Source organism: Exiguobacterium sp. KKBO11 (assembly GCF_001644945.1).
GTDB lineage: Bacteria > Bacillota > Bacilli > Exiguobacteriales > Exiguobacteriaceae > Exiguobacterium_A > Exiguobacterium_A abrahamii.
Genome location: NZ_LUCU01000011.1, coordinates 663,294 through 675,874, shown reverse-complemented (window position 1 = coordinate 675,874; position 12,581 = coordinate 663,294). Strand labels below are relative to the sequence as shown.

The following is a 12,581-nucleotide window of genomic DNA, read 5'->3' as shown; positions in this document are numbered from 1 at the left end:
ATGACTCTTTTTTGACTAGAATTTTGTTGCTCGGTATTCTTTAGCGAGCTTTTTCACCTTTTTGCTTTCTACCGTTGCACCGTTCTGTTCTAACATTGCGTATAAATCTTTTCGATTTTGTTTGACCGTTTCATAGACCGGTTTCTCTTTCCCACGATTCGAATCAGCTCCTGCTTCTAACAACAGTTCAATCGCTGCCTCATTTTGATCTAGTGTCGCATAAAAGAGTGGTGTATGACCAAAGTCATCGATCCGATTGAGCTCTTTTTTCGACGCTTCTTTTATCAAAAGAGCATACGCATCAATCGATCGATTCACACTCGTTGCAACATGAAGAACCGACTGACCTTGCGCATTCAGTTGACTGATTTTTGCACCTTCTGCCAACCATTCAGCGACCGTGCTACGTGGCGCGAACTGCGCCGTATAAAACCAGTTCGCTTTATTTTTTACGGTCTGCTCATCAAGAAGGAGGTTTGCTTTGTCAAAAGCGAGTGTTTCCTGGAAGCGACGGATGTAACGATTTTTCTCCTTTGTTGATAAAGAAGTATCTTTTAATGCGTTCGCAAGTCGTTCTGGTTTTTCTGAACGCAGTCCTTGTTCCAGTGCTGCTTGTTGATTTGATTTCGTAACATATATCGCTCCCCCGATTCCAATGATGATTAAAATCAAGAGGACGACAATTATTCGTCTGCGTTTCATATATAGCGTCCCCACTTCTTAATAAACATCTCCATCCAAGTCTGATGTTCCTGACTCAGAACCGATCGTCACCTTGAATGTCGTCGTTAGTGGTGTTTTTTGATTGTCTTTCATGACTTCGAACACATCTTTGTTTTCTTTTAATGCTGTTACCTTGATACGTGCTACACCTGGACGAAGTGGTTGTAGCGCTTGTCCTGTTGGATCAATTTTGACGTATTCCTTACCCTGAAGCACTTCCAACCGATAGAAGCGTTCCGTCGTCGTCACTGGGAACCAGCGCAGAATCGGTGATTTCTTATCATCCTTCATCGTCATCGCGATATCATCGGCTGTCAGATTAAGTGGGTTCTCGCGTACCCGTACGAGCGTCTTCGCGACTGTATCTGGGAAATCCGTCAATGTGAGTAACGCTTCGACCGGACCGTTTGGTGTGCCAGTTTTACCCGTGATCGTATAACCCGATGCCGTCTGTTTCAATTCAATTGCATTACTAACAGTTGAAGTCGTAAGTGGTAATGGATAGTTCGGATTGAATGTCGCCGTTACATCTTGATTCGATCCAACCCACAGTTCCAGATTACTTGGGGAAACGGATAATTCCGGCAACTTGACTTGAATCGTATACGTCGTTGATTGGGCAAGATAAGTCGAGCTTCCAGCTGTCGCAGGTACGACCGCTTTGACCGTGACTATGCCTGGTGTCTTTCCTGTCAACTCCAACGTATTCTTAGTTAAGCCACTTGTCGTAACACGCGAATCGTTCGTTATGATCCATTGAATCGGCGTGTTGCTTCCCGATACCATCGAAGCGATTCCTGTCATTGATTTTGTTTCGCCGACATATAACGTATCTGGCACGTTTCGGACGATGAGTCCTCCGAACACATCATTGATGACGAGTTCAGAAGTCGCCGTCAACTCCTTACCGTTTCCGACTGGTACGACAAGTTTAATCTGTGTCGTCCCGACTTTTTTCGGTTTAATGACACCAGCTTCATCGATGGATGCGATTTCTGAATCTACGATTGACCATTTTAACGTGCCGTACTGACTACCTATAGGACTGATTTCTGGTAAAACTTTATATGATGGTGTCGTGATATCCATCTTGACGGACGGAATTTTCGCACTTGTCGCATAGGATGGTGTCAGTGCATAACCAATCGTCGGAAAAGCTTGTGGATCATTGGTGACAGTTGTTGATTTATCTTTTCCGTTCTTTTTATCTCGGTAGACGTTTTTCGTTGATGTCAGCGTATTATCTTTTTTATCAAGTACATGAACTCCTGCATTATCTTTGGCACGTACTTTGACAGTGAATGTTACTTCTGATTGATCTGCGATCCATTCACCCTTATGAACACCTGAAATCGCCTCATCGTATTCGATATCCGGGAGTCTCCCTTTAATCGTCTGTCCTGTAATATTCGCTCCAGTCAGACCAGTCGTTGATAAGATTTCAAGATTACTTGGAAATTGTTCGTTGAACAGGATATTTTCCATCGTCACCGAGAATTGTCCCATGATGTATCCGTTGTTACCAATGGCATCCTTTTGCATCATTGGAGACGTTTTGACGATGTAGGTGATATCCGCTGTTTCTCCTTTTGGAATCGTAGCTGGATCAATCGAGCGTGACAGGACGAAAGGCATAGATGCAGCCGGACGAACGACTTGAACCGTTCGTGTCTCAATTGTTTTGGCACCTCGTTGATCCTCTGCTTCAATACGGATCGTCACGCTCGTTTTTCCTTTGAGCTTTGAATCGAACGATTGACTGACGAACGAGTTATTTTTCAATTTATTGTTTTCAAAAACTTTCTCATCATCAATGTAGATGCGCGTCTTTAACTCACGATCTTGTAGGTCGTAGTCGTTGACTTGATACGAGATAGTCAACGGTTCGTTCTCGAGGTAACTTGATTTATCCGTTGGTAAGATGTTCTTGATGAGCGGCTTATGGTTCGCACCAATGAACGCTCGGTACATCGTGTTTGAGAATAGTTCTTTTTCTTGTTGTTGATTGAAGCTCGAAGTATGCCCTGCTCCTGAATACGTAACGTTTCCTTTGGTATACATATAATAGTGGTTGCGTGCATCACCAATTGTTCTTCCGGCAGCCTGATTCGAACTACTGAGGTTGTTTTCACGGATGTTATACCATGGAATCAAGTCCGGTTGTTCAAGATCCAGACCAAAGTATTGATTGTGTGTCGTTGCGATAGCAACCGTATCAGCTAAGGCAAATGGATAAGAAGTCATGACGCCCGCATTTTGTTTGACTGCTTGACCCGATGTTCGAGGTGCCGCGTACCCCATGTTCGTAAAGTTCTTTTGACCTGCGAGATCCGCAAACTTTGTTTCCCAGAATAGCTCTGGTTTGCTGGATTGTGCCGGTCTAAAGATCGTATCATGTGTCAACATCAATCCTTGCCCCGTATTCGTGAAGTTAAGAATAGCATCTGATGCAGGGTCACTGAGTGAAGCTGCACCATACGAATCCTGAAAACCGAAGATTAGCATATCATAGGATGTATTTATATTTTTATTGGCATACGTTTTGTTAAACGTGTCCGCAGAAATGACTTCTACATTAAAGTCATATAACCCATCTTGTTTTAGTAAAGTTCCTGAGTTCATAAAACCGTTGATTGAACCGGTCGTTCCGGAACGCGTGACTTGTAAAATTTTTGCTTTAGCTTCTTGGTCCTGCATTAAAAAGCTTCCCATTTTATAATCCGTCAGTCCATCTTCACTTACGAGTCGAATCATCCAATTGCGTGGTCCCGTATAGCTTGGTGCATCAAAGCGATACGATACTGAACCAGAAACCGTAGCTACTTTCTCATCGACTTTCTCCGACTCATCGAATTGGTCGTTACTATTAAAGTCAATATACAACTGGACACGTGTATTAGCCGTAGTTTGATCAAGCGTAAAATTAAAATCAATTGGTTTATCTGGTGAAGCCGGTGCTGCTTTATCCACCGATGTTAACGATTGACCAGCCTGCGAAACCGCTACCTTGCTTAAACGAGGTCGTTCAATTTTTTCGGATTGTAATCGGGAGACGACCTGTTTTGAATCCGTATAGGCAATCGCAGCACCAGACGTCATGCTTGGCTTAAAAATCGAAGTGAAATTACTCGTTGCATGTGTTAACACATCAGCGTGTAAAAAGACGGGTAATCCTTTTTGAATATAGTTCGTCAAAATCTCATTCGCTTTTAACTTCGTAATATCATTCTCAATTTTACTCGTATTATGTTTTTTGGATGTATCAGATACTGTAATCGAATAACGGTCTGTTCCAGTAAAAATAGATGGATCAAAAACGATCGCATCAAATGCGCCATCAAGTGGAAAACGAGACGCATTCAACTCTTTGACCGTCATCATCTTGATTTCGTATTGACTAGTATTCAAGTCTTTTAACAGTGACAACGATGTAATGGTCGTTCCCGGGTCAATCCGGTTCGTCGTCGACCAGTCATCTCGAATCTCTAAAATCTTAAACTTTTCACCCGTTGCCGCTTTGGAATGTGGCTCATGTATATACGTAAAACTTGAAAAAATCAGTAAGATGGCTAAGGCTAGACGGACCCACTGTTTCATCACTTATCGTCTCCTCATCGTGTCATTGAGATATGGGACTATACTCCCCCATTTCATTATAACGAGAGAATGCGAATTTTCCCTATTTTGTAAAAATGGAAGCGTAATAATGACGTACTTCACTAATGAAATAGAGTGATCCTGTCACGACGTATGTTCGCTCAGCGCTTAATTGATTGAAGAACGCTTCGACCGTCGTCACGTTGGCGCCTTCTTGCTGCAACTCCTCTATCGTCCGAGCTCGCGGGAAATCAAATGTCGTCTCGTAAATATCTGGTGTAATGCTACTTAACTGCGTAAGCATCGCCGTCCGGTCTTTGTCACGCAAAATCGAACAAAGCAACGTCACGGGTTTTGATTCTTCCTTTAAGCGTTCAACAAGTGCCGTGATGCCTTCCGGATTATGTGCACCATCGAGAATGATCCGTGGTTTGCGCGAGATGATCTCAAACCGTCCCGGATGTTTTGCCTCCCGTAATCCTTTTCGGATTGCCGCTTTCGACCACCCAAGTCGCCGCGCACAAATGACGGCATTCGCCGCATTATGGACTTGATGATGACCTTCGAGCCCTAAGCGTGTCTCTGGTATTCCATCATACGTCGCCCAGGTCCCCGTCTCTTTTAAGCGGTAACGAATGATCGCTTCCTGACTCCATTTCAACGTCGCATTCCGGTCCCCGCAATACGCCATTAACGGCACGGTCAGCTCTTCCTGCAGTTTTCCGGCGATGACCGGTGTTCCTTGTTTGATGATGCCGAACTTTTGTAAAGCAATCTCTTGGAGCGTATCTCCGAGAATCGCTTGGTGATCGTGCCCGATTGACGTGATGATCGCGGCGACCGGCTTCTTGAAGACGTTCGTCGAATCATACAGTCCACCGAGACCGACTTCATAGATGACGAAATCGGGACGAATCTGATCAAAATAATAGAAGGCAAGTCCTGTTAATGCCTCGAACTCAGTGACCGTACCTCGTGCCGGATCGATGCGCCCGATGGCCGCTTGAACAGCGATCGCAGATGCGACGAGATCGTCTTCTGCAATCGGTATCCCATTCAACATGATCCGTTCCTCGAACTGAATGATATACGGCGACGTAAACGTCCCGATTCGTAATCCTTCCGCAATTCCCATCTCACGTAAGAACGCAACCGTCGATCCTTTTCCGTTCGTGCCAGCGACATGAATCGTCGGAATCGCGTCTGGGTCAATCTGTAATTCCAGTAACATCGCCTGCATCCGTTCAAGACCCGGTTTGACGCCGAATGCTAGTAAGCTCGATAACCATTCCAATACATCTTCTCGCGTCCTCATGCTGTTCGCTCCTTTAAAAAAAGTGGCTCAAGGAGACTTGAGCCACTGCTGTAATTAGTGTGAGAGTTCGTTGATGCGTGCTTCGACAGCTTGACGTTTTTCCGTATAATCAAGTGCCTTCGCTTTTTCTTCATCAATGACATGTGCTGGTGCTTTGCCGACGAAGCCAGGGTTGTTGAGTTTTTTCTCGACCCGTTCGACTTCTTTCGTATACTTGACGAGTTCTTTATTCAAGCGCGCGATTTCTTCCTCGATGTTGATCAAGTCAGCGAGTGGGATGAACAATTCTGCTCCCGTTACGATCGCACTCATTGCTTTTTCTGGCGCCGGCATCTGTTCTTCGATCCGGAGTTCAGACGCGTTCGTGAACTTTTGCAAGTACGAGCTGTTTGACGACAAGTCGTCTTGAACACGTGCGTCATTCGTCGAGATGAACAGTTGGATCTGTTTCGACATCGGTGCGTTCACTTCCGCGCGGATGTTACGAACCGAACGGATGACGTTCTGAACCGCTTCGAATGCTGGAACAGCTTCCGGGAAGTCAAGTGACGCTTCACGTGTTGGCCATGCGGCACGTGTGATCGTCTCACCTTCATGCGGTAAGTGTTGCCAGATCTCTTCCGTGATGAACGGCATGAATGGATGCATCAGACGCATGATCCGGTCGAGCGTATAGGCAAGAACCGAACGCGTCGTCTGCTTCGCTGCTTCATCTTCCCCGTTGAGCGGTAACTTCGCCATCTCGATATACCAGTTACAGAAGTCTTCCCAAATGAAGTGATAGAGAATACGTCCCGCTTCACCAAACTCATATTTGTCCGACAGACGTGTTACGTCGTCAATCGTCGTCTGTAAGCGTGTCAGAATCCATTTATCTGCGAGTGACTTCTCGCCTGTCAAATCGATCTGATCAAACGTTAGACCATCCATGTTCATCAAGGCAAAACGGCTTGCGTTCCACAATTTGTTCGAGAAGTTCCATGTTGCTTCGATTTTTTCCCAGTAGAAGCGGAGGTCGTTCCCTGGCGTTGATCCTGTCGTTAAGAACCAACGGAGTGAATCGGCACCATACTTCTCAATGACATCCATCGGGTCGATTCCGTTCCCGAGGGATTTCGACATCTTGCGTCCTTCCGAATCACGAATCAATCCGTGGATCAAGACGTCTTGGAATGGACGTTGTCCTGTGAATTCGTACGATTGGAAGATCATCCGTGATACCCAGAAAGCGATGATGTCATAACCCGTAACGAGTGTCGATGTCGGGAAGTATTTTTGATAATCGGCTGCGTCCGTATTCGGCCACCCCATCGTCGAGAACGGCCAAAGCGCTGAAGAGAACCATGTATCGAGGACATCGTTGTCTTGCTCCCAGTTCTCGATATCGGCTGGTGCTTCCTTGCCAACGTAGACTTCGCCTGTTTCTTTATGGTACCAAGCCGGAATCCGGTGTCCCCACCAGAGTTGACGGCTGACACACCAGTCACGGATATTTTCCATCCAGCGTACGTACGTGTTTTCAAAGCGTTGTGGAACGAAGTTAACCTTGTCTGGCCCTTGTTGCTCCTCGAGTGCTTTTTGCGCGAGTGGCTCCATTTTAACGAACCATTGGAGTGAGAGATACGGCTCAACGATCGCGTCTGAACGCTCCGAGTGACCGACAGAGTGCAAGTGTGGTTCGATTTTGATTAGAACACCTTCTGCTTTTAAATCTTCAACGATTTGTTTTCGGCATTCGAAACGATCCATGCCTTCGTATTTCCCTGCGTTCTCGTTCATCGTTCCATCTTCATTCATGACGAGGACACGTGGTAACTCGTGACGGTTACCGACTTCGAAGTCGTTCGGGTCGTGTGCTGGTGTGATCTTAACGACACCTGTACCGAACTCCATGTCGACATAGTCATCGGCAACAATCGGAATCTCGCGGCCAACGATTGGTAACGTGATCGTTTTTCCGACGAGGTGAGCATAACGCTCATCCTTCGGGTTCACGGCGATCGCTGTATCACCGAGCATCGTCTCAGGACGTGTCGTCGCTAGTTCAACGTGACCTGAACCGTCCGTTAGTGGATAGCTGAAGTGATAGAACGCACCTTCGATATCCTTGTAGATGACCTCGATATCTGAAATCGCTGTTTTCGTCGCTGGGTCCCAGTTAACGATGTATTCGCCGCGGTAGATCAAGCCTTTTTCGTAAAGTTTCACAAAGACTTCTTGAACCGCTTCTGACAATCCTTCGTCAAGTGTGAAACGCTCACGTGAATAATCGAGTCCAAGACCAAGTTTTGCCCATTGTGCACGAATCGTTGACGCGTACTCTTCTTTCCATGCCCAAGATTGTTCGAGGAATTTCTCGCGACCCATTTCAAGACGTGATTGTCCTTCTGCCCGCAGTTTTTGTTCGACTTTTGCTTGCGTCGCGATACCGGCATGATCCATTCCTGGTAGGTAAAGGACGTCGAACCCTTGCATCCGCTTCATCCGTGTCAGCATGTCTTGTAACGTCGTGTCCCATGCGTGACCAAGGTGCAATTTACCTGTGACGTTCGGTGGTGGAATGACGATCGTGTACGGCTCTTTTTCTGGATCCTGATCGGCTTTGAAATAGTCACCTTTCACCCAAAAGTCGTACCATTTTTCTTCCGTTGCCTGCGGATCATACTTCGTTGGCATTGATAATTCCTGCATCCTGATCGCTCCCTTTTTGTCCATAATAAAAACGGCTTCTCTCGTCCTATGCTAAGGACGAAAGAAAGCCGTTGCTTTTTTCCGCGGTACCACCTTAGTTCATCCAAAATCGGATGCCCTCGAGCCACGTAACGTGTGGAGGACGGATATCGCTCGTAAGACTCACGATACCAGCTCGTGGGGTGACCTTCCTCCTGTTCGCCCGTCACATCTTTCAGCCAAGGATGTGTTCTCTACTCCGGTACAAATACAGGACTACTCTTCCCGTCATCGCTGTTGCCATTTTCTTCTTTACTCATTTTAGCCGAGAGTTCAAGTAATCGTCAAGAACTGCTTAACGACCAAATTCAACTTGGAGTTCCTTGAACGTCAATTCGACGGCTTCGATCGTCCGCTCGATGTCTTCATCCGTATGGGCGATCGACAGGAAGAGACCTTCGAATTGTGACGGTGGTAAGAAGACACCACGCGCCGCCATCTTTTGATAATACGAACGGAACATCTCAAGGTTCGATGTTTTCGCTTTTTCGAAGTTCGTGACGCGTTCATCCGTGAAGAAGACACCGAACATCGCGCCTGCGCGGTTCGTCGTCAGCGGAATGTTATATTTCGCTGCAGCGTTCAGGTAGCCTTCTGACAGACGGCTCGCTTTCCGGTCGAACTCTTCATAGTGTTCTGGTTTCAACTGTGTCAATGTCGCTAGACCCGCTGCCATTGCGAGTGGGTTTCCGGATAACGTACCGGCTTGATAGATTGGACCTTGTGGTGCGATCTGCTCCATGATGTCACGACGTCCACCGTAAGCACCGACCGGCATTCCGCCACCGATGACTTTTCCGAGACACGTGATGTCTGGTGTGACACCGAAGTGTCCTTGTGCGCAGTGGAAGCCGACACGGAAACCAGTCATGACTTCGTCAAAGATGAGTAATGCGCCGTTTTCCGACGTGATGTCCCGTAAGCCTTCGAGGAACCCCGGTTCTGGTGGCACGAAGCCCATGTTACCAGCAGCTGGTTCGACGATGACACCGGCGATATCATCGCCATGTTTTTCAAACGCGATCCGGACAGCATCTAAATCGTTGTACGGAACCGTCAGCGTCATGCTCGCGATTTGCGCCGGAACGCCTGGTGAATCGGGTAATCCGAGTGTCGCGACACCTGAACCTGCTTTGATCAAGAGCGAGTCACCGTGACCATGGTAACAGCCTTCGAACTTGAGGATTTTCGTCCGACCTGTATAGCCACGTGCGAGACGAAGCGCTGCCATCGTCGCTTCTGTTCCTGAGTTGACCATCCGGACCACTTCGACCGATGGCACACGGCTGATGACGACTTCCGCCATCGCTGATTCGATTTCTGTTGGTGTTCCGTAACTCCAACCACGTGTCGCTTGTTCTTGAATCGCTGACGTGACGATTGGATCGGCATGACCGAGAATCATTGGTCCCCATGACAAGACATAATCGATATACTCTTTTCCGTCGATGTCATAGAGCTTCGATCCTTTCGCGTGATCTGCGAAAATCGGTGTCATCCCGACCGATTTATAGGCACGGACTGGGCTGTTGACACCACCCGGCATGAGCGGGAGTGCCCGCTCGAATGCTTCTTTTGATTTTGAGTTCTGGTTAATTAAGCTCATTTCGACCCCTCCAGGTAACGACAAATGTCTTTTGCGAAATAGGTGATGATTAAATCAGCGCCTGCTCGTTTAAAGCCAAGCATCGTCTCAAGGACGATTCGTTCTTCGTCGATCCAGCCGTTCAAGGCAGCGGCTTTGACCATTGCATACTCACCCGATACGTTATAGGCGACGATCGGTAAATCAATTCGCTCGCGCACATCGCGAATGATATCCATGAATGCAAGTGCAGGTTTGACGATCATGAAGTCAGCTCCTTGATCGACGTCCGCTGTTGCTTCGCGGAACGCTTCGCGGCGGTTTGCTGGATCCATTTGATAACCTTTCCGGTCGCCTTCTCCCGGTGCCGAGTTCGCTGCATCACGGAATGGACCGTAATAAGCAGACGCATATTTAACGCCATAGCTCATGACCGGAATATGGCTGAAGCCGTTCTCGTCTAATCCTTGACGAATCGCTGCGACGAATCCGTCCATCATCGATGATGGAGCGATGACGTCGGCACCCGCTCGAGCTTGTGAGATCGCTGTCTTGACGTGAAGCGGTAATGACGCATCATTATCGACCGTACCGTCGGCGACGATTCCACAATGACCTGTCGACGTATATTCACATAAGCATGTGTCGGCGATGACCGTTAGCTGCGGAGCAACCTTCTTGACGAGACGTGTCGCTTCTTGAACGATCCCGTGATCGTGAAACGCACCTGATCCTTGCTCGTCTTTCAAGTGGTCATGCGGAACACCGAATAAGATAACAGATTCGATTCCGAGTGCGACGACTTCTTCAATCTCAGCCGTCAGATGATCAAGTGATAAGTTGAAGACGCCAGGCATCGAGCTGACTTCGCGTTTGATATCTTCGCCTTCAGCGACGAAGATCGGATAAATCAAATCTGATTTATGCAACTGGTTCTCGCGGACGAGTGACCGGAGTGATGCGGTATGACGCAAACGACGGTGACGTGCGTATTCTAATGTGTTCATGCTGATTCCTCCTCAATGATACGATCAATCATGCCGTCCACCGTGAATTCACGGGCGACATGGATCGGTTGAAGTCCGGCTGCTTTTGCTGCTTGCTCCGTAATCGTCCCAATGACGATGAACGTCGTCTGTGGGGATAATGGAGCAATCGCTTCGACAGCGGAAGGACTCTGCAGTCCAATATAGGTGGCAGTTCTGACAAGTGCTTCAGGTAGCCGACGGGTGACGGTTTCATACGTGATGATATCTTCGACCGTATATCGATTCAGTTTTCGTAACTGATCGACCGGTGCTTGCCGCGATCGGTTACCTCGCGCAAAGACGATATGATCGCCGTCAGACAAGTGTGGTCCGAGTTCTGCGACGAGTGCGTCTCCTGTAAAGGTCGACGGACAGAAGTCTGCTGTTCGACCGTACTTCGCAAGTGCGTCTGCTGTCTTTCGCCCGACGACCGCGATACGCGTTTCTGCTAATTCAGGTAACACATCGGCGATTCGGTGGACACCATTCGGACTCGTCACGACGAGCCAATCAATTCCCTTCGGTAATGTAAACGAAACAGGCTGCGTTTCAATGACCGGATAGTGTACACTCTCAATCGCAAATGCGCGTAGCCGAGCCACCTGCTCGGTCGTCGGTGGTCGGCTGCCCGTGAAGAGTACCTGCTTACAAGTCATCCGGAAGTGTCGCGAGAATCTCACGACCGCCCGAAGCAAGCAGACGTTCGGCAACATCTTGACCGAGTTGCATCGGGTCAAGACCTGATTCGCGCTCGAGTAGGATTTGCTCTCCATCGACGGATCCAATGAATCCGACAAGTGTCGTTGACAGATCTTCGTTGATCGTTGCGAATCCACCGACCGGAACGTGACAGCTACCTTCGATCGCCGCTAAGAAAGCGCGCTCGGCGTAAGCTACTTTTTCCGTCATCTGATCATGAATCAGGTGCAGAAGGTCACGTACTTCTTGGTCATGTTCGCGACATTCGATACCGAGGATTCCTTGACCGACGGCTGGAATCATGTCATCTGTCGAGAGATATTCCGAGACGACGTCTTCAGACCAACCCATCCGTTGTAGACCAGCTGCTGCGAGCAAAATCCCGTCAAACGGACCATTTTTTAATTTATCGAGTCGTGTGTCGATGTTTCCGCGAATCGATTCGATCTTTAAATCAGGGCGGAGTTTTAGCAATTGCGACCCACGACGTAAGCTACTCGTGCCGACAACTGCACCTTCTGGCAAGGAAGCAAGACCTTCGCCTGTTTTCGTAATCAAGGCATCACGCGCATCGACACGCGCTGGTGTGGCACCGATGATGAGACCGTCCGGTAATTCAGAAGGTAGATCTTTCATGCTGTGAACGGCAAAATCGATTTCTTCGTCAATCATCTGTTGCTCGATCTCTTTTACGAATAATCCTTTACCGCCGACTTTCGAGAGCGTCACATCCAAAATGCGGTCCCCTTTTGTGATGATGTTCTTGATTTCGAACTCATACGGCGCGCCGGCTTGTTTCAACTGGTCAATGACCCATTTCGTCTGTGTCATCGCTAGCTTCGAGCTTCGCGATCCAACAATGATTTTTCGCATGCTAAAATCCCCCTGTACAATGATAAAGGGG

The 12,581-nt window shown here is 47.8% G+C and carries 8 protein-coding genes and 1 other annotated feature; all 8 genes read right to left on the bottom strand.

What is annotated here, in order from left to right; all coding sequences use genetic code 11:
• Positions 1-15 precede the first annotated feature (15 nt).
• The 8 genes from AYO36_RS03540 to hemC all read right to left on the bottom strand — a co-directional run bounded on the left by AYO36_RS03540 (position 16) and on the right by hemC (position 12,550).
• Positions 16-702, bottom strand: a complete 687-nt coding sequence (locus AYO36_RS03540; RefSeq protein ID WP_064299541.1) for an ankyrin repeat domain-containing protein — start codon at positions 700-702, stop codon at positions 16-18.
• A gap of 18 nt (positions 703-720) precedes the next feature.
• Positions 721-4,320: a GEVED domain-containing protein gene (locus AYO36_RS03535; protein WP_064299540.1), complete on the bottom strand. Its 3,600-nt coding sequence runs from the start codon at positions 4,318-4,320 to the stop codon at positions 721-723.
• Between the two features lie 82 nt (positions 4,321-4,402).
• The gene (locus tag AYO36_RS03530; protein WP_064299539.1) at positions 4,403-5,635 is read right to left on the bottom strand and encodes a bifunctional folylpolyglutamate synthase/dihydrofolate synthase; all 1,233 of its coding nucleotides are present in this window, start codon (positions 5,633-5,635) and stop codon (positions 4,403-4,405) included.
• Between the two features lie 54 nt (positions 5,636-5,689).
• Positions 5,690-8,326, bottom strand: a complete 2,637-nt coding sequence (locus AYO36_RS03525) for a valine--tRNA ligase (RefSeq protein WP_035396608.1) — start codon at positions 8,324-8,326, stop codon at positions 5,690-5,692.
• A 50-nt stretch (positions 8,327-8,376) separates the two neighbouring features.
• Positions 8,377-8,606: a binding site (T-box leader), on the bottom strand.
• Between the two features lie 54 nt (positions 8,607-8,660).
• A complete protein-coding gene (gene hemL / locus AYO36_RS03520) occupies positions 8,661-9,971 on the bottom strand; it encodes a glutamate-1-semialdehyde 2,1-aminomutase (RefSeq protein ID WP_064299538.1) in 1,311 nt (436 codons plus the stop codon).
• Entirely contained in the window at positions 9,968-10,957 is a 990-nt protein-coding gene (gene hemB / locus AYO36_RS03515) for a porphobilinogen synthase (protein WP_023468970.1), read from the bottom strand. The genes hemL and hemB overlap by 4 nt, the downstream gene beginning before the upstream one ends.
• Positions 10,954-11,634, bottom strand: coding sequence for a uroporphyrinogen-III synthase (locus AYO36_RS03510; protein ID WP_064299537.1), 681 nt, complete (start codon positions 11,632-11,634; stop codon positions 10,954-10,956). Before AYO36_RS03510 ends, hemB begins: the two co-directional genes overlap by 4 nt.
• A complete protein-coding gene (hemC, locus tag AYO36_RS03505) occupies positions 11,624-12,550 on the bottom strand; it encodes a hydroxymethylbilane synthase (protein ID WP_058703856.1) in 927 nt (308 codons plus the stop codon). The genes AYO36_RS03510 and hemC overlap by 11 nt, the downstream gene beginning before the upstream one ends.
• Between the last annotated feature and the right edge of the window lie 31 nt (positions 12,551-12,581).

Excerpts from the sequence above, each read along its gene's own strand:
- AYO36_RS03530 (WP_064299539.1), bottom strand. The coding sequence starts at position 5,635 with ATGAGGACGCGAGAAGATGTATTGGAATGGTTATCGAGCTTACTAGCA.
- hemC (WP_058703856.1), bottom strand. The coding sequence starts at position 12,550 with ATGCGAAAAATCATTGTTGGATCGCGAAGCTCGAAGCTAGCGATGACA.
- AYO36_RS03510 (WP_064299537.1), bottom strand. The coding sequence starts at position 11,634 with ATGACTTGTAAGCAGGTACTCTTCACGGGCAGCCGACCACCGACGACC.
- hemL (WP_064299538.1), bottom strand. The coding sequence starts at position 9,971 with ATGAGCTTAATTAACCAGAACTCAAAATCAAAAGAAGCATTCGAGCGG.
- AYO36_RS03535 (WP_064299540.1), bottom strand. The coding sequence starts at position 4,320 with ATGAAACAGTGGGTCCGTCTAGCCTTAGCCATCTTACTGATTTTTTCA.
- hemB (WP_023468970.1), bottom strand. The coding sequence starts at position 10,957 with ATGAACACATTAGAATACGCACGTCACCGTCGTTTGCGTCATACCGCA.
- AYO36_RS03540 (WP_064299541.1), bottom strand. The coding sequence starts at position 702 with ATGAAACGCAGACGAATAATTGTCGTCCTCTTGATTTTAATCATCATT.
- AYO36_RS03525 (WP_035396608.1), bottom strand. The coding sequence starts at position 8,326 with ATGCAGGAATTATCAATGCCAACGAAGTATGATCCGCAGGCAACGGAA.